The organism is Pseudomonas sp. NPDC090208 (assembly GCF_044746785.1).
Lineage (GTDB): Bacteria > Pseudomonadota > Gammaproteobacteria > Pseudomonadales > Pseudomonadaceae > Aquipseudomonas.
In genome coordinates this window covers 55,879-77,540 of sequence record NZ_JBIVCU010000019.1, presented here as the reverse complement: position 1 = coordinate 77,540, position 21,662 = coordinate 55,879, and the positions used below count along the sequence as shown (strand labels likewise).

At 61.7% G+C, this 21,662-nt stretch carries 24 protein-coding genes; 18 read left to right on the top strand and 6 right to left on the bottom strand.

The annotated features are described in order from the left end of the window. Positions 1-76 precede the first annotated feature (76 nt). Together ACIPL0_RS25755 and ACIPL0_RS25750 are read left to right on the top strand one after the other, a co-directional pair. Positions 77-508, top strand: a complete 432-nt coding sequence (locus tag ACIPL0_RS25755) for an OsmC family protein (protein WP_400600868.1) — start codon at positions 77-79, stop codon at positions 506-508. Positions 509-638: 130 nt separating this feature from the next. Then, the gene (locus ACIPL0_RS25750; RefSeq protein WP_400731621.1) at positions 639-881 is read left to right on the top strand and encodes a DUF1161 domain-containing protein; all 243 of its coding nucleotides are present in this window, start codon (positions 639-641) and stop codon (positions 879-881) included. A 164-nt stretch (positions 882-1,045) separates the two neighbouring features. Here the strand turns inward: ACIPL0_RS25750 and ACIPL0_RS25745 are convergent, their stop codons facing one another. Next, entirely contained in the window at positions 1,046-1,462 is a 417-nt protein-coding gene (locus ACIPL0_RS25745) for a hypothetical protein (protein WP_400600871.1), read from the bottom strand. Between the two features lie 104 nt (positions 1,463-1,566). Between ACIPL0_RS25745 and ACIPL0_RS25740 the strand changes: the two genes are divergently transcribed. Continuing rightward, complete coding sequence (locus ACIPL0_RS25740; protein ID WP_400600873.1) at positions 1,567-2,637, top strand: aminopeptidase; 1,071 nt, start codon at positions 1,567-1,569, stop codon at positions 2,635-2,637. A gap of 113 nt (positions 2,638-2,750) precedes the next feature. Here the strand turns inward: ACIPL0_RS25740 and ACIPL0_RS25735 are convergent, their stop codons facing one another. Together ACIPL0_RS25735 and ACIPL0_RS25730 are read right to left on the bottom strand one after the other, a co-directional pair. Continuing rightward, on the bottom strand, positions 2,751-3,416 hold the full coding sequence (locus tag ACIPL0_RS25735; RefSeq protein WP_400600875.1) for an HAD family hydrolase: 666 nt from the start codon (positions 3,414-3,416) through the stop codon (positions 2,751-2,753). 153 nt (positions 3,417-3,569) lie between these two features. Continuing rightward, positions 3,570-4,118, bottom strand: coding sequence for a gamma carbonic anhydrase family protein (locus tag ACIPL0_RS25730; RefSeq protein WP_400600877.1), 549 nt, complete (start codon positions 4,116-4,118; stop codon positions 3,570-3,572). Between the two features lie 90 nt (positions 4,119-4,208). Between ACIPL0_RS25730 and prlC the strand changes: the two genes are divergently transcribed. Beyond that, positions 4,209-6,260, top strand: coding sequence for an oligopeptidase A (prlC, locus tag ACIPL0_RS25725; protein WP_400731620.1), 2,052 nt, complete (start codon positions 4,209-4,211; stop codon positions 6,258-6,260). After that, positions 6,257-6,544, top strand: a complete 288-nt coding sequence (locus ACIPL0_RS25720; RefSeq protein WP_400600881.1) for a YheV family putative zinc ribbon protein — start codon at positions 6,257-6,259, stop codon at positions 6,542-6,544. The genes prlC and ACIPL0_RS25720 overlap by 4 nt, the downstream gene beginning before the upstream one ends. Before the next feature lie 161 nt (positions 6,545-6,705). Here ACIPL0_RS25720 and ACIPL0_RS25715 read toward each other — a convergent pair whose 3' ends face one another. Then, positions 6,706-7,377: a dual specificity protein phosphatase family protein gene (locus tag ACIPL0_RS25715; protein WP_400600883.1), complete on the bottom strand. Its 672-nt coding sequence runs from the start codon at positions 7,375-7,377 to the stop codon at positions 6,706-6,708. Positions 7,378-7,569: 192 nt separating this feature from the next. On the opposite strand from ACIPL0_RS25715, the gene ACIPL0_RS25710 reads away from it, so the two are divergent. The 3 genes from ACIPL0_RS25710 to ACIPL0_RS25700 all read left to right on the top strand — a co-directional run bounded on the left by ACIPL0_RS25710 (position 7,570) and on the right by ACIPL0_RS25700 (position 11,422). Then, positions 7,570-8,628 carry a PA0069 family radical SAM protein gene (locus tag ACIPL0_RS25710; protein WP_400600885.1) on the top strand — a complete coding sequence of 353 codons (1,059 nt, stop codon included), beginning with the start codon at positions 7,570-7,572 and terminating at the stop codon, positions 8,626-8,628. Between the two features lie 392 nt (positions 8,629-9,020). Further along, positions 9,021-9,755, top strand: coding sequence for a carbonic anhydrase (locus tag ACIPL0_RS25705; RefSeq protein WP_400600887.1), 735 nt, complete (start codon positions 9,021-9,023; stop codon positions 9,753-9,755). A 137-nt stretch (positions 9,756-9,892) separates the two neighbouring features. Next, the gene (locus tag ACIPL0_RS25700; RefSeq protein WP_400600889.1) at positions 9,893-11,422 is read left to right on the top strand and encodes a SulP family inorganic anion transporter; all 1,530 of its coding nucleotides are present in this window, start codon (positions 9,893-9,895) and stop codon (positions 11,420-11,422) included. Between the two features lie 185 nt (positions 11,423-11,607). Here the strand turns inward: ACIPL0_RS25700 and ACIPL0_RS25695 are convergent, their stop codons facing one another. Continuing rightward, entirely contained in the window at positions 11,608-12,258 is a 651-nt protein-coding gene (locus ACIPL0_RS25695) for a hypothetical protein (RefSeq protein ID WP_400600891.1), read from the bottom strand. Positions 12,259-12,630: 372 nt separating this feature from the next. Between ACIPL0_RS25695 and coxB the strand changes: the two genes are divergently transcribed. From coxB to ACIPL0_RS25670, 5 genes are read left to right on the top strand one after another with little or no spacing between them, the layout of a single operon-like run. Then, positions 12,631-13,758 carry a cytochrome c oxidase subunit II gene (gene coxB / locus ACIPL0_RS25690; RefSeq protein ID WP_400600893.1) on the top strand — a complete coding sequence of 376 codons (1,128 nt, stop codon included), beginning with the start codon at positions 12,631-12,633 and terminating at the stop codon, positions 13,756-13,758. Beyond that, positions 13,755-14,003, top strand: coding sequence for a hypothetical protein (locus tag ACIPL0_RS25685; protein ID WP_400600895.1), 249 nt, complete (start codon positions 13,755-13,757; stop codon positions 14,001-14,003). The genes coxB and ACIPL0_RS25685 overlap by 4 nt, the downstream gene beginning before the upstream one ends. Beyond that, positions 14,000-15,586, top strand: coding sequence for a cytochrome c oxidase subunit I (ctaD, locus tag ACIPL0_RS25680; protein WP_400600897.1), 1,587 nt, complete (start codon positions 14,000-14,002; stop codon positions 15,584-15,586). Before ACIPL0_RS25685 ends, ctaD begins: the two co-directional genes overlap by 4 nt. Position 15,587: 1 nt before the next feature. Continuing rightward, complete coding sequence (locus tag ACIPL0_RS25675; protein ID WP_400600899.1) at positions 15,588-16,166, top strand: cytochrome c oxidase assembly protein; 579 nt, start codon at positions 15,588-15,590, stop codon at positions 16,164-16,166. 34 nt (positions 16,167-16,200) lie between these two features. Further along, entirely contained in the window at positions 16,201-17,085 is an 885-nt protein-coding gene (locus ACIPL0_RS25670; RefSeq protein ID WP_400600901.1) for a cytochrome c oxidase subunit 3, read from the top strand. 142 nt (positions 17,086-17,227) lie between these two features. Here ACIPL0_RS25670 and ACIPL0_RS25665 read toward each other — a convergent pair whose 3' ends face one another. Further along, complete coding sequence (locus ACIPL0_RS25665) at positions 17,228-17,431, bottom strand: twin transmembrane helix small protein (protein ID WP_400600903.1); 204 nt, start codon at positions 17,429-17,431, stop codon at positions 17,228-17,230. Between the two features lie 68 nt (positions 17,432-17,499). Between ACIPL0_RS25665 and ACIPL0_RS25660 the strand changes: the two genes are divergently transcribed. The 5 genes from ACIPL0_RS25660 (at position 17,500) to ACIPL0_RS25640 (ending at position 21,621) form a co-directional block, all read left to right on the top strand. Further along, positions 17,500-18,258: an SURF1 family protein gene (locus ACIPL0_RS25660; protein WP_400600905.1), complete on the top strand. Its 759-nt coding sequence runs from the start codon at positions 17,500-17,502 to the stop codon at positions 18,256-18,258. Further along, positions 18,224-18,817: a hypothetical protein gene (locus ACIPL0_RS25655; RefSeq protein WP_400600907.1), complete on the top strand. Its 594-nt coding sequence runs from the start codon at positions 18,224-18,226 to the stop codon at positions 18,815-18,817. Before ACIPL0_RS25660 ends, ACIPL0_RS25655 begins: the two co-directional genes overlap by 35 nt. Positions 18,818-18,828: 11 nt before the next feature. Beyond that, positions 18,829-19,884 (top strand): heme A synthase, encoded by a 1,056-nt coding sequence (locus ACIPL0_RS25650; protein ID WP_400600909.1) that lies wholly within the window; start codon positions 18,829-18,831, stop codon positions 19,882-19,884. A gap of 208 nt (positions 19,885-20,092) precedes the next feature. After that, positions 20,093-20,992, top strand: a complete 900-nt coding sequence (gene cyoE / locus ACIPL0_RS25645; protein ID WP_400600910.1) for a heme o synthase — start codon at positions 20,093-20,095, stop codon at positions 20,990-20,992. Further along, the gene (locus ACIPL0_RS25640) at positions 20,989-21,621 is read left to right on the top strand and encodes an SCO family protein (RefSeq protein WP_400600911.1); all 633 of its coding nucleotides are present in this window, start codon (positions 20,989-20,991) and stop codon (positions 21,619-21,621) included. Before cyoE ends, ACIPL0_RS25640 begins: the two co-directional genes overlap by 4 nt. The last annotated feature ends 41 nt before the right edge of the window (positions 21,622-21,662 follow it).

Sequence of the window (21,662 nt, the reverse complement as noted above, 5' to 3'; positions counted from 1 at the left end):
CTAACTCCCGCCTACACTCCTCCCACCTTTGGTTCGCGTGCGAGCTTTTCGCACGTTCATTCAGCAAGGAGACACCATGAGCATCGTCAAGAAAGCATCCGCACACTGGGAAGGCGACCTGAAGTCCGGTATTGGTCATATCTCCACCGAAACCGGCGTGCTGCGTGAAGCGCCGTACGGCTTCAAGGCCCGTTTCGAAGGCGGCAAGGGCACCAACCCGGAAGAGCTGATCGGCGCTGCCCATGCCGGCTGCTTCTCGATGGCCCTGTCGATGATCCTCGGCGGTGAAAACCTCAAGGCCGACAGCATCGACACCAGCGCCGACGTGACCCTGGACCAGGTTGACGGCGGTTTCTCTATCACCGCCGTACACCTGACCCTGAAAGCCAAGGTGCCGGGCGCGACTCAAGAGCAGTTCGACCGCCTGACCAAAATGGCCAAGGAAGGTTGCCCGGTGTCCAAGGTGCTGAATGCCAAGATCACTCTGGACGCGACTCTGGTGAGCTGATTGCTCTCACGTTCGCTACCGATGGCCCGCTTTTGCGGGTCATTTTCATTGCGCAGCGTGTAGAACCCGTTCGGGGTGTTGAAGGTCAGATGCAGTGCCGCTGCATTGGAGCGGCAGCAAGGAGTCGAGCATGAAACGCATTGTGTTATCCCTGATCGCCAGCGCACTGATCGTCCAGACGGCAGGTGTCTTCGCCGCACCCAAGCCGTGCGAAGAACTCAAGGCGGAAATCGAAGCCAAGATCCAGGCGCAGAATGTCAGTTCCTACACCCTGGAGATTGTCCGCAATGACGAAGTTCACGATCAGAACATGGTCGTGGGTTCGTGTGAAAACGGCACGAAAAAGATCATTTATCAGAAGAATGATCGGTAGGGCATGGCCTGCTTCTGCCAACGGCGTGGGAGCCGGCTTGCTGGCGAATACAGTGTGTCATTCAACGCTGCAACGTCTGACCTGACGCATTCGCCAGCAAGCCGGCTCCCACGGCCTTTGGCCAGAATCAAAAGCCGGACCGCGCAAGCCCGACGTTCAAGTCATCACTGAATACAGAAAATCTCGCCCTCTTCCGCCAGCACCTTGCGCTGTTCGTCACGCAGCTGCGCATCGATGCTGTTGGCGATGTGGCGCACGTCCAGGCGGTAGCGGTGGCCGGCCTCGAAGTGGTCGTAGTTGATGGTGACGTAGCAGGTCAGTTCGCTGTAGATGTCCATCGACAGGCCGATGCCGCCGGAGGCGTATTCATAGTCGTAGCGCACTTCCAGCTTGTGCTTGCCCGGCGTCACCTGAAAATAGCGGCCGTCTTCGGTGCGCTTGCCGTCGAGTTTGTCGGCCATCAGCGTCTTGCCGGTGAAGGTGTGCAGGTCGACCCAGGCTTGTTGCGGATCGACCGCCGGCAACGGTCCGGCGCATCCGGCCAGCAGGCTCAGGGCTATGATCGACAGGGGCAGGCGCATGACAGACTCCGCATTCGGACAGGGGTGGTTGCGTCAGGGGCCGGCTCTGCGGCATAACGCTGGGGCTTTATACCCTTCATGTATTTCGACGTTAAGGCCGCTGCATGATTCGATTGACGATGTGGTGGTTCCAGCGTGCCGCGCCGATGCTGGCCATTTTACTCCTCGGCGGATGCTCCAGTCTTACCTATTACACGCAACTGGCTGACGGGCAGTTGGCGCTGCTGCGTGCCCGCGAGCCGGTGGACAAGGTGATCGCCGACCCGTCCCGCGATGGGAAGCTGCGCGAACATTTGCGCAAGGCTCAGGCAGCCCGCGAGTTTGCCAGCCAACATCTGCACCTGCCGGATAACCAGAGTTATCGCCTGTTCGCCGACATTCACCGGCCTTACGTGGTATGGAACGTGTTCGCCACTGGCGAATTTTCCCTCGACCCGGTGACCCACTGCTTCCCCATCGCCGGCTGCGTGGCTTATCGCGGCTATTACAACCAGAACGCGGCGCGGGGCGAGGCGGCGCTCCAGAAGCTCGACGGCAAGGACGTGTACGTCAGCGGCGTGGAGGCTTACTCGACCCTGGGCTGGTTCAATGACCCGATCATCAGTTCGATGATGAACTGGGGCGATGAGCGTCTGGCGACGCTGATCTTCCACGAACTGGCGCACCAGCGCTTTTATGTGAAGGACGACAGCGAGTTCAACGAGTCCTACGCCACCTTCGTCGAGCAGGAAGGCACCCGGCAATGGCGCGAGGCCCGTGGCTTGCCGGCGGAAGGCGTGACCTCGGAAACGCAACGCCGCGACCAGTTGACCGGGCTGGTGCTCGCCACCCGTGGGCGCCTGAAAACCTTGTACGCCGAACCGCTGAGCGCCGAGGTCATGCGCCAGCGCAAGGCCGCCGAGTTCGATCGTCTGCGGCGTGATTACCAGCAGATGCGCGACAGCCAGTGGGGTGGCGACAAGCGCTTCGATGCTTGGGTGTACGCGCCGATGAACAACGCGCGGTTGTTGCCGATCGGTTTGTACGACCAATGGACGCCAGCGTTTGCGGCGTTGTTCAAGCAGGTGAACGGCGATTGGCCGGCGTTTTTTACCGCCGTCGAAAAGCTCGGCAAATTGCCGAAGGATCAGCGCAAGGTTGCGTTGGAGCGGTTGAACACGTACCAAGAATTGTAGGAGTGAGCTTGCTCGCGATTGCGTCGTGTCGGACGCATTTGCAGCGCCTGGAAAAACGAATCGCGAGCAAGCTCACTCCTACAGGGGATGGTGGGGTCATTGTGGGAGTGGATTTACCCGCGAAGGGACCCGGATCTCAAAAACGCCTGATGCAATTCCTTCACAGTATCGAAGTGATACGTCGGCGCCTCCGCTTCCAGCTCTTCCCGACTGCCAAAGCCATAGCCCACCGCCACTGTGTCCAGCCCGTTGCGCTTGCCGCCGATCAGGTCGTGTTTGCGGTCGCCGATCATCAGGGTCTGTTTCGGATCGAGCTTTTCCTCGTCCAGCAGATGACGGATCAGCTCAACCTTGTCGGTACGGGTGCCGTCCAGTTCGCTGCCGTAGATCAGCTTGAAGTGCCGGGCAAAGTCGAAATGCCGGGCGATTTCATGGGCGAACACCCAAGGCTTGGACGTGGCGATGAACAGCGTACGGCCTTGATCCGACAGCAAATCCAGCAATTCGAAAACGCCGTCGAACACCAGGTTCTCGTAGAGGCCGGTGACCTTGAAGCGCTCGCGGTAGAAGCCCACCGCTTCCCAGGCTTTGGCTTCGTCGAAGTCGTAGGCGCGCATGAACTGCTGCAACAGCGGCGGGCCGATGAAGTGCTCCAGGCGGGTGATGTCCGGTTCGTCGATACCCAGTTTGCTCAGGGCGAACTGAATGGAGCGGGTGATGCCTTCGCGCGGGTCGGTCAGGGTGCCGTCCAGGTCGAAGAGGATGTTCTGGTAATGCATGTTTTTCAGCCGAATTGAGTGGGAATCGGATGACCTGTGGGAGCGAATTCATTCGCGATGCTGAGGTGCAGCCGATAGAGATGTGTCGGATGTACCGTCCTCTCGCGAATGAATTCGCTCCCACAAGTGCTGGTCAGGCACAAATAGTCGTGTTCAGCAGGGTTTGTCGAAACCTTCGGCCAGATGCTGGTCCTTGAGCTTCACGTAATTGCTCGCGCTGTAAGGGAAGAAGGCGATTTCCTTCTCGGTCAGCGGGCGCACCTGTTTCACCGGCCGGCCAACGTAGAGAAAGCCGCTCTCCAGGCGTTTGCCCGGGGGAACGAGGCTGCCGGCGCCGATGATCACTTCGTCTTCGACCACGGCGCCGTCCATGATCGTGCTGCCCATGCCGATCAGGATGCGGCTGCCGATGGTGCAACCGTGCAGCATGACTTTATGGCCGATGGTCACTTCGTCGCCGATCAGCAGCGGAAAACCGTCCGGGTTGAAAGGGCCGGCGTGGGTGATGTGCAACACGCTGCCATCCTGCACGCTGGTGCGCGCGCCGATGCGGATGCGGTGCATGTCGCCGCGAATCACCGTCAGCGGCCACACCGAACTGTCGGCGCCGATCTCGACATCGCCGATAACCACCGCCGAATGGTCGACAAAGGCCCGCTCGCCGAGGGCGGGGGTGTGATTCTGGAACGTGCGAATAGCCACAATAGGCTCCTTCTCTGGTGCTGATAGCTGCGGTCAGCGCCGATTGTAATTAAGATGCTCAGGTGTTTCTTCCAGCCAAGGTGCCAAACCGTGAGCGCGAACAACCCTCTTTTGCAATCCTACGACCTGCCACCTTTCTCGGCGATCCGCGCCGAGCACGTAAAACCTGCCATTGACCAGATTCTTGCCGACAACCGCGCCGCGATTGCCGACATCCTCGCCAAGCAAGGTTCGCAGCCCACCTGGGCCGGCCTGGTGCTGGCGATGGACGAGCTGAACGACCGCCTGGGCGCTGCCTGGAGCCCGGTCAGCCACCTCAACGCCGTGTGCAACAGCGCCGAGCTGCGCGAAGCCTATGAGTCGTGCCTGCCGGGCCTGAGCGCCTACTCCACGGAAATGGGCCAGAACCGCGAGCTGTTCCAGGCCTATGAAGCCCTGGCCAACAGCCCGGAAGCCACCGGTTTCGACGTGGCGCAGAAAACCATTCTGGAACACGCCCTGCGTGACTTCCGTCTGTCGGGCATCGACCTGCCGCCAGAGCAGCAAAAGCGTTACGCCGAGGTGCAGAGCAAACTGTCCGAGCTGGGCAGCCAGTTCTCCAACCAGTTGCTCGACGCCACGCAAGCCTGGACCAAGCACGTCACCGACGAAGCCGCCCTCGCCGGCCTGACCGATTCGGCCAAGGCGCAAATGGCTGCCGCCGCCCAGGCCAAAGACCTGGACGGCTACCTGATCACCCTGGAATTCCCGAGCTACTACGCGGTGATGACCTACGCCCAGGACCGTGCGCTGCGTGAAGAAGTCTACGCCGCCTACTGCACCCGCGCCTCGGACCAAGGCCCGAACGCCGGCAAGAACGACAACGGCCCGGTGATGGAGCAGATCCTCGATCTGCGTCAGGAACTGGCGAAACTGTTGGGCTTTGCCAGCTTCTCCGAGCTGAGCCTGGCGACCAAGATGGCCGAGTCCAGCGACCAGGTGCTGAGCTTCCTGCGCGACCTGGCCAAGCGCAGCAAGCCGTTTGCCACCCAGGATCTGCAACAGCTCAAGGCCTACGCCGCCGAACAGGGCTGCCCGGACCTGCAGAGCTGGGACAGCGGTTTCTACGGCGAGAAGCTGCGCGAACAGCGCTACAGCGTGTCGCAGGAAGCCCTGCGCGCGTACTTCCCGATCGACAAAGTGTTGAGCGGCCTGTTTGCCATTGTGCAAAAACTGTACGGCATTGAAATCGCCGAGCAGAAAGGCTTCGACACTTGGCACCCGGATGTCCGCCTGTTCGAAATCAAGGAAAACGGCGAGCACGTCGGCCGTTTCTTCTTCGACCTCTATGCCCGCGCCAACAAGCGTGGCGGTGCGTGGATGGACGGCGCCCGCGACCGTCGCCGCACCTCGGCCGGTTCGCTGCAAAGCCCGGTGGCCAATCTGGTGTGCAACTTCACCCCGGCGGTCGGCGGCAAGCCTGCCCTGCTGACCCACGATGAAGTGACCACCCTGTTCCACGAGTTCGGCCATGGCCTGCACCACCTGCTGACCCGCGTCGAACATGCCGGTGCCTCGGGCATCAACGGCGTGGCGTGGGACGCGGTCGAGCTGCCGAGCCAGTTCATGGAAAACTGGTGCTGGGAGCCGGAAGGTCTGGCGCTGATTTCCGGCCATTATGAAACCGGCGAGCCACTGCCACAGGATCTGCTGGAGAAAATGCTGGCGGCGAAAAACTTCCAGTCCGGCCTGATGATGGTCCGTCAGCTGGAGTTCTCGCTGTTCGACTTCGAACTGCACGCCACCCACGGCGACGGCCGTACCACCCTGCAAGTGCTCGAAGGCGTGCGCGACGAGGTGTCGGTCATGCGTCCTCCGGCGTACAACCGCTTCCCCAACAGCTTTGCGCACATCTTCGCCGGCGGTTACGCGGCGGGTTATTACAGCTACAAATGGGCGGAAGTGCTGTCGGCTGACGCCTTCTCGCGTTTTGAGGAAGACGGCGTGCTCAATGCCGAAACCGGCCGCGCCTTCCGTGAAGCGATTCTGGCCCGTGGCGGTTCGCAGGCGCCGATGGTGCTGTTCGTCGACTTCCGCGGACGCGAGCCTTCGATTGACGCACTCTTGCGCCATTCCGGCCTGAGCGAGGAAGCGGCAGCATGACCGATACACCGCACGTGATCACCAAGAAACGCTTTATCGCCGGGGCGGTCTGCCCGGCGTGCAGCGAGCCCGACAAGTTGATGATGTGGAGCGAAGACGACGTGCCGCACCGCGAGTGCGTGCACTGCGGCTACGTGGACACGCTCAATGCCCAGGGTCAGTCGGTTCCGAAAGAACTGGGCACGCGGGTCAACCAGGAAAAAGCCAAGCCGGCCAATCCGAAGGTGCAGGGGGTGCAGTTCTTCCCCAATCCGAAATTGAAGAAGCCGGTGGATCCGCAGTAATTTGATCCCCAACCCTGTAGGAGTGAGCTTGCTCGCGATTGCAATTTGTCAGACACACATGTGATGTCTGGACGAATGAATCGCGAGCAAGCTCACTCCTACAAGGGATCGCATTCAAATACCCAATCGCGGGCAAGCGCGCTCTTACAGGTCTCTGCGCATCAAAGCCGCCACAAAATCGTCGGCACCCCCACCACATCGGTTTTCTGAAACCAGCCCTTTAGCGAGCACGCCGCGAATTTGCTGGTGCTGCACGCGCCACTGTCCAATGCCGCTTTCAGCGCGGCGACATCGGCCTTCTCGATGTAGTCGATGCCGTGCTTGAGGTTGTCCTGGTCGCCGAAGCCGCCGTGCTCCATCTCATCCAGCGCCGCCTCCTTGCTCCAGCCCTGCACGACGATCCGGTACATCGCCGAGACCAGCCCGGTGCGGTCCAGGCCGTGCTTGCAGTGGATCAACACCGGCCCGTTCGCCTGGGCCGCCTGAATCGCCCGCAGGCTTTGCAGCATGTCGGCATCGTCGACGTGGACGGTCTGCAGCGGAATCTGCACCTGCACCACGGACGGGTCGCTCAGCCATTTGCTGTCGCTCTCCTTGATGAAATTCACCACCGTGTGTACGCCCAGTTGCTGCAACAGCGGTTGCGCGCTGGCGTCCGGCTGACGGCTGCGGTACAGCGTCGGGGTGATGCGGTACAGGTTGTAATGCGGGTCGACCGGCTGCGCCCATTGCGCTGGCCGGGATGGCGTCGCGGCGAGTGAGTCGTCGGCGTGGGACAACGTGGGAACGGCCAGCAGCATGGCCAGCAACGGAGCGTACAGGCGAAGGCGCATCGGACTTACCGTAGGGGGCGGGTTTGACGGAAGCGGCGAGTCTCGGCTGGGCGGGGTCAAGGCGATGTCAGGCCAATGTCAAAACTTCGTTGAATGCCATTGATCGGCCCTCGAAGGCTTTTTCCATGACGGGCGTAGAGGTCTTGCAGGTTTCGCGATACTGTATGAATGAACAGTAATCGAGAGGCGCGCATGTCCACTTCCCTGCCCCCGCGCGGCCGCGGCACCGCGACCAACCCGCACAATCGCTTCGCCCCGCACCGTTCGGTGGTCGAGGACGACGGCTGGTATCAGGAAGTGCCGCTGACCCAGGGCACCACGGTCACCCTGGAAACCGCCAAGAGCATCATTGCGCGCAATTCATCGCCGGACATTCCCTTCGACCGCTCGATCAATCCCTATCGCGGCTGCGAACATGGCTGCATCTATTGCTACGCAAGGCCCAGCCACGCCTATTGGGATATGTCGCCGGGGCTGGATTTCGAAACCAAGCTGATTGCCAAGACCAACGCTGCCGCGCTGCTCGAACAGCAACTGTCGAAACCCGGCTACACCGTCGCGCCGATCACCCTGGGCGCCAACACCGATCCCTATCAACCCATCGAGCGCGAGCACAAGCTGACCCGCGCCACGCTGGAGGTGCTGCTGCGTTATCGCCATCCGGTGACCATCATCACCAAGGGCTCGCTGATCCTGCGGGATTTGGACCTGCTGGCCGAACTGGCGAAGCAGCGGCTGGTGTCGGTGTTCATCAGCCTGACCTCGCTGGACGACGAACTCAAGCGCATCCTTGAACCCCGGGCGGCAGCACCGAAAGCCCGGCTGCGAGCGATCCGGGTGCTACGCGATGCCGGCGTACCGGTGGGCGTGCTGCTGGCGCCGATCATTCCGATGATCAACGACATGGAGCTGGAAAAACTCATGGCCGAAGCCAAGGCCGCCGGTGCTCTGAGCGCCAGCTACGTGATGTTGCGCCTGCCATTGGAAGTGGCGCCGCTGTTCGAGGAGTGGTTGCAGGCGCACTATCCGCAGCGCGCCGAGCATGTGATGAGCCTGGTGCGGCAGAGCCGTGGTGGTCAGGTGTACGACAGCCGTTTTGGTTCGAGGATGCGCGGTGAAGGTGTATTCGCCGAGTTGCTGGCACAGCGCTACAGTATTGCGGTGAGGAAACTGGGACTGAACCGGCGGGACAGCCTGCAACTCGATTGCACGGCGTTCTGCCCGCCTGGCGGGCAGATGTCGCTGTTGTGACTCGGGTGCCGTCTTAACATGCAGGAATTGGCTGACGCGGACCTGTAGGAGCGTGGCTTGTCCCGCGACCGGCTGCGCAGCAGTCGTAAATTCTGTATGCACGGTTTATCAGATAAATCGCGTTCACCGGTTTTACGACGGGTTCCCCGTCGGTCGCAGGACGAGCCAGCTCCTACAAGAGATTGCGTTTGGGCTTGAGATTAAGATTTTCTTAAGCCAGACCCCCGAGCTAGAGCGATGCATTCAGTTTCAATTAAGTTTTCGCCGTTAGGGTACTTACCAAGTGACCGGCTGGTCGCGTACAGATGGAATTGTCCGTCATGCCAGAAAAAAGTGGGTCGTCCACGGCAATCACTGGAAAATCCACTTCAATCCGTCAAAGAGGATGAGACATGAGCAACAGGGATAAACAACCTCGGGCAACGACGACAGAGGCTTCCACCGGAAACGAAGCGGCCGACGTGGCGCTGCAGCACATCGTCGATGGCTTCAAGCACTTCCGTCATGACGTTTTCCCGGAACAGGAAGAACTGTTCAAGAAACTCGCCACCGCGCAGCACCCGCGGGCGATGTTCATTACCTGCGCGGACTCCCGCATCGTCCCGGAACTCATTACTCAAAGTTCACCGGGCGACCTGTTCGTCACCCGTAACGTCGGCAACGTGGTGCCACCTTATGGCCCGATGAACGGCGGCGTCTCCACCGCCATCGAATACGCGGTCATGGCGCTGGGCGTTCACCACATCATCGTCTGCGGTCACTCCGACTGCGGCGCGATGCGTGCCGTACTCAACCCGCACACCCTGGAAAAGATGCCGACGGTTAAGGCCTGGCTGCGTCATGCCGAAGTGGCGCGGACCGTGGTACAGGACAACTGCAGCTGCAGCGGCGAACACGAAACCATGCACGTGCTCACCGAAGAGAACGTCATCGCCCAGTTGCAACACCTGCGCACTCACCCGTCGGTGGCCTCGAAGCTAGCGGCCGGTCAACTGTTCATCCATGGCTGGGTCTACAACATCGAGACCAGCGAAATTCGCGCTTACGACGCCGAGCAGGACCGTTTCCTGCCGCTGGACGGCGATCACCCTATCCCGATGGCAACCCTGCCTCGCGCGCGTTACTGACCGCCGATTGAACGCAGGCTCACACGCTTGAGCCTGCGTCGGCACTGACGCTTCCAACCCCATTCAAGCACCTGGCGGCCGCGTTTTGCGCGGGTCGTCGGGCGTTGTCACGTCTGAAGAATTTGCGGAGAGTCGTCATGGCTGTTTCAGATCTTAAAGCTGTATTACCACGGGAGCTGCTGGCTTCCGTGGTGGTGTTTCTGGTGGCGCTGCCGCTGTGCATGGGGATTGCCATCGCCTCCGGCATGCCGCCGGCCAAGGGCCTGATCACCGGGATCGTTGGCGGCATCGTGGTCGGCTGGCTGGCCGGTTCGCCGCTGCAGGTCAGCGGCCCCGCGGCGGGGCTGGCGGTATTGGTGTTCGAGCTGGTGCGCGAACACGGCATGGCCATGCTCGGGCCGATTCTGTTGCTCGCCGGTGCTCTGCAATTGCTGGCCGGGCGCCTCAAGCTGGGTTGCTGGTTCCGCGTGACGGCACCGGCAGTGGTCTACGGCATGCTCGCCGGTATCGGCGTGCTGATCGTGCTGTCCCAGGCCCATGTGATGTTCGACAGCGGACCGAAACCGTCCGGGCTGGATAACCTGATCGCCTTCCCGGAAACCCTGTTCGGCGCCGTCGGCCCGGGTAGCGGCATGCAGGCCGGCCTGCTCGGGCTGGGCACCATCGCGGTGATGTGGCTGTGGGAAAAACGCCGGCCACAGGCGCTGCGTTTCGTGCCAGGGGCGTTGTTGGGCGTGGGGATCGCCACGGCGGTGAGCCTGTTCATGAACCTCGACGTCAATCGGGTCGAGGTGCCGGCGAACCTTGCCGAGGCCATCGACTGGCTGCGCCCTGCCGACCTGATGAATCTGGCCAATCCGGCGATTCTGATCGCGGCCATTGCGGTGGCTTTCATTGCCAGCGCCGAAACCCTGCTGTCGGCAGCGGCGGTGGACCGCATGCATGACGGCCAGCGGTCGGATTTCGACAAGGAACTGAGTGCTCAAGGCGTCGGCAACATGCTCTGTGGCGTGCTTGGCGCGCTGCCGATGACCGGCGTGATCGTGCGCAGCTCGGCCAACGTGCAGGCCGGTGCCAAGACCCGAATGTCTTCGATCTTCCATGGCCTGTGGCTGCTGGCGTTCGTGCTGTTGCTGTCCAGCGTGCTGCAAAGCATTCCGGTGGCGAGTCTGGCAGGCGTGCTGGTGTATACCGGCGTCAAGCTGGTGGACCTCAAGGCGCTGCGCGGCCTGGGCCGTTATGGGCGCATGCCGATGTTCATCTACGCCGCGACGGCGGGGGCGATCATCTTCACCGACCTGCTGACTGGCGTACTGATCGGTTTCGGCCTGACCCTGGTGAAACTGGCGCTGAACGCTTCGCGGCTGAAGATCAACCTGGTCGACCTGCCTGCCGAGGGCGAGATGGAACTGCGGCTGACCGGTGCGGCAACCTTCCTCAAGGTGCCGGCCCTGACCCAGGCGCTGGCCAACGTGCCGCCAGGCACGACCTTGCATGTGCCGCTGAGCAACCTCAGCTACATCGACCATTCCTGTCTGGAACTGCTGGAAGAATGGGGCCGAGCCAATGCGGCGCAGGGTTCACGGCTGATCGTTGAGCAAAGATTGCTCAAACGCAGGGTCGAAGGACGGATTCGCACCTCGATTGGTGGGGCGGCGATGCATTGAAATGCACATAACCCTGTAGGAGTGAGCTTGCTCGCGATAGGTTCTTCCTGTCACCGCCAAGGTGTCTGAAGAAACCAATCGCGAGCAAGCTCACTCCTACAAATGGTGGCGTCCGTGAGACAGTAATCGCGGGCAAGCGCGCTCCTACAGAGGGTGCGTGGCAAGCCATGGCAAGGGTGCGAATATCAGTCTCTCGGGCATTCCATCTCAAGCCCCACGCCCAGCTGGCGCGACAGGCTTGGCCAGCGTTTCCACGCGGCTTCGGTTTCGGCGCTGGCGAGTTTCTCGCGGTAGGCTTCCACCGACTCCAGCGAGAAGCTGTCTTCGTCCAGCAGCTCGTCGATGGCGTGGTGCACCACTTCATCGAGCTGGTTGGCGAAATCTTCGCCAATCAGTTGGTGAGCGATCACGCTGGCGACGGTGGTGTTCACCGGAATCAGCGGCTGGCCGAAGTGCTTGATGTACAAGTCGTTCACTTCTTCCACCAGACGATGGGCCAGATAGGCCTCGTCCAGCAGGCTGTCCAGGCCCTCGTGGCCTTCCATGATGGCCGGTGGCGCGCTGAAGAACTGCTCGGCGATTTTCAGCACCGGCTGGATCTGGTTTTCGATACCGGCCTGCTGTGCCACTTCATGAGCGGCGTCCAACAAATCCGGGACCTGATCGATGTAGGCCGTGACGAAACGTGCCAGCACGCCTCGGGCGTCGACATCGGGCAGGTGAATGGCAGGGTGCAGATGGGGAAGTTGCAACTCGAGTTGACGCAGTAGCTGGCCGGTCTTTGTCTCGTGTTCCTGTGCCTGGGTAATCTGCTCGCGCAATGCGGCGGTGTTCATGAATGCTCCATGGGGCAATAAAACCTGGCTGTCATTATAGGGGAAGTCATACGTTAGCTTGCTTGGCAAAGGCGCTAAGACGTAATTGTCATAACAACTTCATGGTTATGTGCATCGGCTATTAAAAGGCCGGTTTTCCCCTTCACACGTCGATTTTTCTCAGTAACCGCGCGTGCGTATAGCTAATTTTTGGCGTTTCTCCACCGCGTTGCGGACCGTTTGGCCGTGTCTATACTCGGCTTTGTGTGAAGTAGGCTGATGAATGTCTCCACTGGAAGTGCAGGCCTGGCCCCGGTCCCCGAGCTGATTGTCGACCGCTCCCTCGCCCGCAAGTGACTGCTGGCAATAAGAAGAACAAGAGGGGAACCCGCAATGATGCGACATCCACACGTCTGGATGGGCCTCCTGTTGTCGTCGATATTCGGTCAGGCACACGCTGCCTGGACCACGAATATGGCACCTGGAGCGACCGAGGTAAGTCACGAAGTCTTCGACCTGCACATGACCATCTTCTGGATCTGTGTGGTGATCGGGATCATCGTGTTCGGTGTGATGTTCTGGTCGATGATCATTCATCGCCGCTCGACCGGGCAGGTTGCCGCCAAATTCCACGAAAGCACCACGGTCGAGATCCTCTGGACGGTCGTGCCGCTGGTGATTCTGGTGGTCATGGCGATCCCCGCTACGAAAACCCTGATCCGCATGTATGACAGCACCGAGTCGGGGCTGGACATTCAGGTGACCGGGTATCAGTGGAAGTGGAATTACAAATACCTGGGCCAGGACGTCGAGTTCTTCAGCAACCTGGCCACCCCCGCCGATCAGATCCATAACAAGGAAGCCAAGGGCGAACACTACCTGCTGGAAGTGGATCAGCCGCTGGTGGTGCCGGTGGGCGTGAAAATCCGCTTTCTGGTGACCTCCGCTGACGTCATCCACTCCTGGTGGGTGCCGGCGTTCGCGGTCAAGCGCGACGCCATCCCCGGTTTCGTCAACGAAGCGTGGACGCGCATCGAGAAGCCCGGCATCTATCGCGGCCAGTGCGCCGAACTGTGCGGCAAGGACCACGGCTTCATGCCGATCGTGGTCGAGGCCAAGACCCAGGCCGACTACGACACCTGGCTGACGGCGCGCAAGCAGGAAGCGGCCAAGCTCAAGGAGCTGACCAGCAAGGACTGGACGCTTGAGGAACTGGTGGCCCAGGGCGACAAGGTCTACCACACCACCTGTGCGGCCTGTCACCAGGCCGAAGGTCAGGGTCTGCCGCCGATGTTCCCGGCGCTCAAGGGCTCGAAAACCGTGCTCGGGCCGAAAGAAGAACACCTCTCCACCGTCTATCACGGCCGCCCCGGCACGGCCATGGCCGCCTTCGGCAAGCAACTGTCGGAAGTCGACATCGCCGCCGTCGTCACCTACGAACGCAACGCGTGGGGCAACAACAAGGGCGACATGGTCACGCCCAAAGACGTGCTGGCGATCAAACAGGCGGAAAGCAAATGAGCCAGATCGTCGAAATCCGGTCGCCTTTATGTGGGAGTGAATTCATTCGCGAAGCGGTGGCACGGGCGATAGAAATGCGCTGGATGTACCGGCCTATCGCGAATGAATTCGCTCCCACAGGGGCAAGCGGCGTGGTGACAAATGAATTCGCTCCCACAGGGATAGGCCGCGCGGCAGCAAATGAATTCAACGACGTGGCAACAGCGGTGAATACCCGTCAGTGTTTCGCAGGAGACAGGACATGAGTGCAGTGATTGACGACCATGGCCACGAAGGCCATGCCCACGGCCCGGCCAAGGGCCTGATGCGCTGGGTGCTGACCACCAACCACAAGGACATCGGCACGCTGTACCTGTGGTTCAGCTTCTGCATGTTCCTGCTCGGCGGCTCCTTCGCCATGGTGATCCGCGCCGAGCTGTTCCAGCCGGGGCTGCAGATTGTCGAGCCGGCGTTCTTCAACCAGATGACCACCATGCACGGGCTGGTGATGGTGTTCGGTGCGGTGATGCCGGCCTTCGTCGGCCTGGCCAACTGGATGATTCCGCTGATGGTCGGCGCGCCGGACATGGCCCTGCCACGGATGAACAACTTCAGTTTCTGGTTGCTGCCAGCGGCCTTTCTACTGCTGGTGTCGACGCTGTTCATGCCCGGCGGCGGCCCCAACTTCGGCTGGACCTTCTACGCGCCACTGTCGACCACCTTCGCCCCGGAAAGCGTGACCTTCTTCATCTTTGCCATTCACCTGATGGGCATCAGCTCGATCATGGGCGCGATCAACGTGATCGCCACCATCCTCAACCTGCGCGCCCCCGGCATGACCCTGATGAAAATGCCGCTGTTCGTCTGGACCTGGCTGATCACCGCCTTCCTGCTGATCGCGGTGATGCCGGTGCTGGCAGGCTGCGTGACCATGATGCTGATGGACATCCACTTCCACACCAGCTTCTTCAGCGCGGCCGGTGGCGGTGACCCGGTGTTGTTCCAGCATGTGTTCTGGTTCTTCGGCCACCCCGAGGTGTATATCATGATCCTGCCGGCGTTCGGCGCGGTCAGTTCGATCATCCCGGCGTTCTCGCGCAAGCCGCTGTTCGGCTACACCTCGATGGTCTACGCCACGGCGAGCATCGCCTTCCTGTCGTTCATCGTCTGGGCGCACCACATGTTCGTGGTCGGCATCCCGCTGGTGGGCGAACTGTTCTTCATGTACGCGACCATGCTCATTGCCGTGCCGACCGGGGTGAAGGTGTTCAACTGGGTCAGCACCATGTGGCAGGGCGAACTGACCTTCGAGACGCCGATGCTGTTTGCCGTGGCCTTCGTCATCCTGTTCACCATCGGCGGCTTCTCCGGGTTGATGCTGGCCATCGCGCCCGCCGACTTCCAGTACCAGGACACCTATTTTGTGGTGGCGCACTTCCACTACGTGCTGGTGCCGGGGGCGATTTTCGGCATCTTCGCCTCGGCCTATTACTGGCTGCCCAAATGGACCGGCCACATGTACGACGAAACCTTGGGCAAGCTGCATTTCTGGCTGTCCTTCATCGGCATGAACATGGCCTTTTTCCCGATGCACTTCGTTGGGCTGGCCGGCATGCCGCGCCGGGTGCCGGACTACAACCTGCAGTTCGCCGACTTCAACATGGTGTCGTCGATCGGCGCCTTTACCTTCGGCGCCACGCAGATCTTCTTCCTCTTTATCGTGATCAAGACCATTCGCGGCGGCCCGCCTGCTCCGGCCAAACCCTGGGACGGTGCTGATGGTCTGGAGTGGACCGTGCCTTCGCCGGCGCCGTATCACACCTTCGTGACACCACCGGAAGTGAAATGACATGAGCGACGCGCTGCGCCCCACCCGGCGTCTGGTGATCCGCCTGCTGTTTATGGTGGCGGTGATGTTCGCCTTCGGTTTTGCCCTGGTGCCGCTGTACGACGTGATGTGCAAGGCGCTGGGCATCAACGGCAAGACCGGCGGGCAATATACCCAGACCCAGCAGGTCGACGACAGCCGCGAGGTGCGCGTGCAGTTCCTCTCCACCAACGCATCGGACATGGTCTGGGGCTTCTATCCCAAGGCGCAGGAGCTGAACGTTCATCCCGGCGCGGTCAACGAAATGCTGTTCGTGGCGCAGAACCCGACCAACAAGCCGATGACCGCCCAGGCGATTCCCAGCATCTCGCCGAGCACCGCTGCGGTGTATTTCCACAAGACCGAATGCTTCTGCTTCACCCAGCAAATGCTGCAACCGGGGGAGCGTATCGAAATGCCGGTGCGCTTCATTGTCGACCGCGATCTGCCCAGGGACGTGAAACACCTGACGCTCGCTTACACGCTGTTTGATATCACCGCTCGCATGCCGCCCGTGGCGCACGCTGTCGCGCCCGACGCTTCCAAAAATGGTGGCGGCTAGGGACGAAGGCTGAAAGGCCGAGGAGATTCACAAGATGGCAACGCATGAGCATTACTACGTTCCGGCGCAGAGCAAGTGGCCGATCATTGCCACCCTCGGCATGTTCGTCACCATGTATGGCCTGGGCACCTGGCTGGTGGCCCTGAAAGCCGGGCGCGACTCCCATGGCCCATGGATCTTCTGCGTGGGCGCGCTGATGGTCGCCTACATGATGTTCGGCTGGTTCGGCACGGTCGTCAGGGAAGGCCGCGCGGGTTTGTACAGCCCGCAGATGGACCGTTCGTTCCGCTGGGGCATGAGCTGGTTCATCTTCTCGGAAGTGATGTTCTTCGTCGCTTTCTTCGGCGCGCTGTTCTATGTCCGCCACATCACCCTGCCGGCGCTGGGCGGTGAAGGCAGCAAGGGCGTCGCGCACATGCTCTGGCCGAACTTCCAGAACGTCTGGCCGTTGCTGCACACGCCCGATCCCAAGCTGTTCCCGCCGCCGAAGGAAGTGATCGACCCGTGGCACCTGCCGCTGATCAACACCATTTTTCTGGTCAGCTCCAGCGTGACCGTGACCATCGCCCACCACGCCCTGAAAAAAGGTCATCGTGGCGCGCTGAAACTGTGGCTGGCGCTGACCATCCTGCTGGGCCTCGCCTTCCTGACCCTGCAAGCCATCGAGTACCACGAGGCCTACACCGAACTGGGCCTGACCCTGGGCTCGGGCATCTACGGTGCGACCTTCTTCATGCTCACGGGCTTCCACGGCGCCCACGTGACCATCGGCACGATCATCCTGTTCGTCATGTTGATGCGCATCCTGCGCGGGCACTTCAACGCCGAACAGCAATTCGGTTTCGAGGCGGCCAGTTGGTATTGGCACTTCGTGGACGTGGTGTGGGTGGGGTTGTTTGTTTTTGTGTACGTGCTTTGAAGGAATGAACACCCTTTGTCACGCATACGCATCTTTGTAGGAGTGAGCTTGCTCGCGATTGCAGAGTGTCAGTCGCCACATGGGGCACAGACATACCGCCATCGCGAGCAAGCTCACTCCTACAAAGGTTGTTGGCAGGGGCTTACCAAGGCGTGTGATACACCAACTGCCCGCTGAAATAGCCATAGGCAATCAACGCCAGGGTGATGGCGGCGAAGGTCACGCGCAGGGTCAGGGCCTTGAGCAGGCGGGTCGATGAGGCGTCGTCCTTGACCAGAAAGAACAGGCCGCTGAACAGACTCACGATCGTGGCGATGAGCATTACAACAATGGCCGCTTTGAGCATGGAGTCTCTCCGGGAGCAAACGCGATGCAAGCCAGTATAGGTGCGGCAGGTCGGCAGGAGCGCGGAGCGTGAACAGACGTTTCCGGCCCGGCATCGTGCCGACGCTGGTGGTGCTGGCGTTGTTGCCGGTGCTGGTATCGCTGGGCTTCTGGCAACTGGGCCGGGGCGAAGAGAAGCGCGTCATGCTCGCTACCTGGGCCGAGCGCCGTGCTGCGCCGCCAATGTCTGCCGAACTGCTGCCGAGTACGGTCGACCCGGCGTATCGCCGCGTGCAGTTGCGCGGCAGTTTCGATGCAGAGCACAGCCTGCTGCTGGACAACAGCACCCGCGAAGGCAAGGTTGGCGTCGAACTGATCCAGCCCTTTCATGATCAGGCCAGCGGCCTGTGGCTGCTGATCAACCGTGGCTGGCTGCCATGGCCGGACCGGCGCACGCCACCGGTGTTCGACACGCCTGCGCAGCCGCTGAATCTGGACGCCTGGGTCTACGTCGCCCCCGGCGCCACCTTCCAGTTGCACCCCGACGCGCAGAGCGGCACCTGGCCGAAGCTGGTCACGGCGGTCGATCCGGTCAAGGTCTGGCCCGAATTGAACCGCGAGGGTTTCGCCCACGAACTGCGGCTGGAACCCGGCCCCGCTGCCTATGGCACCGACTGGCCGGTGGTCGCCATGGGCCCGGAAAAACACCTCGGCTACGCCGTGCAGTGGTTCGCCATGGCAACGGCGCTGGTCGGGCTTTACCTGTACCTGGGATGGACGAACGCCAAGAACAATAAAAAGAAGGAGAAACCGCATGGGAACAGCCATGAATCCAGCCAGCATGTCTGAGGACAGGCCTGTCCGCAGCCGGCGCCGCGGGCGGATGCAGTTGTTGCTGGTGCTGCTGGTGTCGGTCGGGCCGATGGTACTCGCCACGGCGATGTACAAGCTCAACTTCTGGGTGCCGGACAGCCGCAGCTATCACGGCGAAATGATCGCCACCGGCGAAACCCGCACCGAGCTGGGCGTGGACACCGACGACAGCCGCTGGCAGTTGCTGGTCACCGCGCCGCAAGGCTGCGAGGCCGATTGCCGGCAGCTGGTGTACCTGGCCCGACAGATCCAGATCGGCCTGGGCCGCGATGCCTCCCGCGCCAGCCATGCGCTGAGCGCCGTGCTGCCGCTGAACCCCGATTACGACGCTCGTCTGGCCCGCGAATACCCGCAACTGCAACGTTATCCACTGGACCTCAAGCGCTATCGGCGTACCGCGCCAGGGGTCGAGTTGCCGCAACTGTGGATCGTCGATCCCCACGGCAATCTGGTGCTGCGCTACGGCGCCGAGGTCAATGGCAAGGACTTGCTCAACGACCTGCGGCAACTGCTGAAACTGTCGAACATCGGTTGAGGGAGGTCATGATGACCCAGCCCGGATTTCGTCTCGCATTGCTTGCAACCCTGCTGGCGCTGGTGGTGGTGCTGCTCGGCGCCTACACCCGCCTGACCCACGCCGGCCTTGGCTGCCCGGACTGGCCCGGCTGCTACGGCTTCATCAGCGTGCCCAAGACCGAAGCGCAACTGGCCCACGCCGAGCTTCACTTTCCCTATTCGCCGGTGGAAGAGCACAAGGGCCGTAACGAGATGGTCCATCGCTACTTTGCCGGTGGCCTGGCGCTGCTGATCATGATGCTCGGCGTTCAGGCCTGGCACCGTCGCCATATCAATGGCCAACCGCTCGGCCTGCCGCTGGCGCTAGTCGGGGTGGTTGCTGCACAGGCCGCGTTCGGCATGTGGACGGTGACGCTCAAATTGTGGCCGCAGGTGGTCACCGCGCATTTGCTGGGTGGCATCACCACCTTGAGCCTGCTGTTTTTGCTGACGGCGCGGCTGAGCGGGGTGTTCGCGCCGCTGCCGACGATTCCTTCGCGCTTGCGCCGACTGGCAGCGGCCGGGCTGGTGCTGGTGGGCTTGCAGATCGCGCTGGGTGGCTGGGTCAGCTCCAACTACGCGGCCATGGCCTGTATCGATCTGCCGACATGCCATGGCGAGTGGTGGCCGGACACTGATTTTGCCAATGGCTTCCACCTGACCCAGCACATCGGCCCCAATTATCTGGGCGGGCAACTGGACAGCGATGCGCGCACGGCGATTCACCTGACCCACCGCATTGGCGCGCTGCTGGTGACCTTCTCGTTGCTGGCGCTGGCCTGGCAACTGCGCCGTGCCGGGCTCAAGGGCATGGCCGGTCTGCTGGTGCTGGCGCTGGGCGTGCAGATTGGCCTGGGCATCAGCAACGTGGTGTTTCACCTGCCGCTGGCGGTGGCTGTCGCGCACAACGCGGGTGGCGCTGCGCTGATGCTGAGCATGGTGCTCATCAACTACCGCGTCCGCCCGGTCTTCGCCGTGGCCCGTCGCCGAGCGCCGAGCTTCTGGCAGCATGCGCATGTGCTGCTGCATCTGGGGCCGCATCGTTAGTGTTCTGTACACCGCTAAACCCTGTAGGAGCTGGCTTGTCCTGCGACCGGCGGGGAATCCGTCGTAAACCCTGCAAATGCGGTCTGTCTGTCACACCGTGTTTGCTGAATTTACGACGACTGCGTCGCCGGTCGCAGGGCAAGCCAGCTCCTACAGGTGGGGGCGCAGGGCAGGCAAGTTCCTGCATGAATTTTCAGAGGGGGTTCACATGACAACCACCACCGGCGAACGGAGTCGCCAGGCGCTGTGGCGGGACTATCTGGAGCTGACCAAGCCCCGCGTGCTGGTGCTGATGCTGATCACCTCGCTGGTCGGCATGTTCCTCGCCACCCGTGCGGGTGTGCCGTGGACGGTGCTGCTGTTCGGCAATCTGGGCATCACCCTGTGTGCCGGCGGCGCGGCGGTGGTGAATCATGTGGTCGACCGTCGCATCGATGCGCTGATGGCGCGCACCCACAAACGCCCGATTGCCGAAGGCCGGCTCACGCCGGTCGCTGCGCTGAGTTTCGCCGCCTTGCTGGCGCTGAGCGGCCAGGCCCTGCTGCTGATCTTCACCAACGCCCTCGCCGCCTGGCTGACCCTGGCCTCGCTGCTCGGTTACGCGGTGATCTACACCGGTTTTCTCAAGCGCGCCACGCCGCAGAATATCGTCATCGGCGGGCTGGCCGGTGCGGCACCGCCAATGCTCGGCTGGGTTGCAGTCACCGGCCATCTGAGCGCCGAGCCGCTGCTGCTGGTGCTGATCATCTTCGCCTGGACCCCGCCGCACTTCTGGGCGCTGGCGATCCACCGCAAGGAGGAATACGCCCGCGCCGAGATTCCGATGCTGCCGGTGACCCACGGCGAGGGCTATACCAAGCTGCACATCGTGCTCTACACCGGCGTGCTGCTGGCGGTGAGTCTGATGCCTTACGTGATTCACATGAGCGGGCTGCTGTACCTGATCTGCGCCGCCGGCCTTGGGATTCGCTTTCTGCATTGGGCGCGGGTGTTGTACCTTGGCACCCGGCCGCATGCGGCGATCAACACCTTCAAGTACTCGATCTGGTACCTGCTGTGGCTGTTCATCGCGCTGCTTGTTGATCACTACCTGATGCTGAGTTTATGACCCGTACCCAGAAAACCGTCTTCATTCTCGTCGCCATCGTTGCGCTGGTGCTGGGCCTGACCGTCAACCGCGTCCTGTCGGGCAAGGGCCAGGGCGACCAGACCGCGCTGATCGATGCCGGCATCATCCTGCTGCCGCAAAGCCGCGCCATTCCGGACCTGAAGATGACCGACCAGGACGGCCAGACAGTGGCCATGGACAGCCTGAAGGACAAGTGGACGCTGCTGTTCTTCGGCTACACCTTCTGCCCGGACATCTGCCCGACCACCCTCGCCCAGTTGCGTCAGATCAAGAGCGAGCTGCCCAAGGAGACCGTGGACAAGCTGCGCATCGTGCTGGTCAGCGTCGACCCGAACCGCGACACGCCGCAGCAGTTGAAACAGTACCTGGGCTATTTCGACAAACAGTTTGTCGGCCTGACTGCGCCGGTGGACAGCATCGGCAAACTGGCGAACGCGGTGAGCATTCCGTTCATCCCGGCGGACACCAGCAAGCCGAACTACACCGTCGAGCACAGCGGCAACCTGGCCCTGCTCGGCCCGGACGGCACCCAACGCGGTTTCATCCGTGCACCGCTGAACAACCAGAAACTGCTGGCGCAGTTGCCGGTGTTGGCGCAGAGGAAATAAGTGGGGAAGGGATCGAACCTGTAGGAGCCGGCTTGCTGGCG

What these genes read in the sequence shown, in the direction of transcription:
- ACIPL0_RS25755 (WP_400600868.1), top strand. Translation starts at nt 77, where the DNA reads ATGAGCATCGTCAAGAAAGCATCCGCACACTGGGAAGGCGACCTGAAG.
- ACIPL0_RS25750 (WP_400731621.1), top strand. Translation starts at nt 639, where the DNA reads ATGAAACGCATTGTGTTATCCCTGATCGCCAGCGCACTGATCGTCCAG.
- ACIPL0_RS25745 (WP_400600871.1), bottom strand. Translation starts at nt 1,462, where the DNA reads ATGCGCCTGCCCCTGTCGATCATAGCCCTGAGCCTGCTGGCCGGATGC.
- ACIPL0_RS25740 (WP_400600873.1), top strand. Translation starts at nt 1,567, where the DNA reads ATGATTCGATTGACGATGTGGTGGTTCCAGCGTGCCGCGCCGATGCTG.
- ACIPL0_RS25735 (WP_400600875.1), bottom strand. Translation starts at nt 3,416, where the DNA reads ATGCATTACCAGAACATCCTCTTCGACCTGGACGGCACCCTGACCGAC.
- ACIPL0_RS25720 (WP_400600881.1), top strand. Translation starts at nt 6,257, where the DNA reads ATGACCGATACACCGCACGTGATCACCAAGAAACGCTTTATCGCCGGG.
- ACIPL0_RS25715 (WP_400600883.1), bottom strand. Translation starts at nt 7,377, where the DNA reads ATGCGCCTTCGCCTGTACGCTCCGTTGCTGGCCATGCTGCTGGCCGTT.
- ACIPL0_RS25710 (WP_400600885.1), top strand. Translation starts at nt 7,570, where the DNA reads ATGTCCACTTCCCTGCCCCCGCGCGGCCGCGGCACCGCGACCAACCCG.
- ACIPL0_RS25705 (WP_400600887.1), top strand. Translation starts at nt 9,021, where the DNA reads ATGAGCAACAGGGATAAACAACCTCGGGCAACGACGACAGAGGCTTCC.
- ACIPL0_RS25700 (WP_400600889.1), top strand. Translation starts at nt 9,893, where the DNA reads ATGGCTGTTTCAGATCTTAAAGCTGTATTACCACGGGAGCTGCTGGCT.
- ACIPL0_RS25695 (WP_400600891.1), bottom strand. Translation starts at nt 12,258, where the DNA reads ATGAACACCGCCGCATTGCGCGAGCAGATTACCCAGGCACAGGAACAC.
- coxB (WP_400600893.1), top strand. Translation starts at nt 12,631, where the DNA reads ATGATGCGACATCCACACGTCTGGATGGGCCTCCTGTTGTCGTCGATA.
- ACIPL0_RS25685 (WP_400600895.1), top strand. Translation starts at nt 13,755, where the DNA reads ATGAGCCAGATCGTCGAAATCCGGTCGCCTTTATGTGGGAGTGAATTC.
- ctaD (WP_400600897.1), top strand. Translation starts at nt 14,000, where the DNA reads ATGAGTGCAGTGATTGACGACCATGGCCACGAAGGCCATGCCCACGGC.
- ACIPL0_RS25675 (WP_400600899.1), top strand. Translation starts at nt 15,588, where the DNA reads ATGAGCGACGCGCTGCGCCCCACCCGGCGTCTGGTGATCCGCCTGCTG.
- ACIPL0_RS25670 (WP_400600901.1), top strand. Translation starts at nt 16,201, where the DNA reads ATGGCAACGCATGAGCATTACTACGTTCCGGCGCAGAGCAAGTGGCCG.
- ACIPL0_RS25665 (WP_400600903.1), bottom strand. Translation starts at nt 17,431, where the DNA reads ATGCTCAAAGCGGCCATTGTTGTAATGCTCATCGCCACGATCGTGAGT.
- ACIPL0_RS25655 (WP_400600907.1), top strand. Translation starts at nt 18,224, where the DNA reads ATGGGAACAGCCATGAATCCAGCCAGCATGTCTGAGGACAGGCCTGTC.
- ACIPL0_RS25650 (WP_400600909.1), top strand. Translation starts at nt 18,829, where the DNA reads ATGACCCAGCCCGGATTTCGTCTCGCATTGCTTGCAACCCTGCTGGCG.
- cyoE (WP_400600910.1), top strand. Translation starts at nt 20,093, where the DNA reads ATGACAACCACCACCGGCGAACGGAGTCGCCAGGCGCTGTGGCGGGAC.
- ACIPL0_RS25640 (WP_400600911.1), top strand. Translation starts at nt 20,989, where the DNA reads ATGACCCGTACCCAGAAAACCGTCTTCATTCTCGTCGCCATCGTTGCG.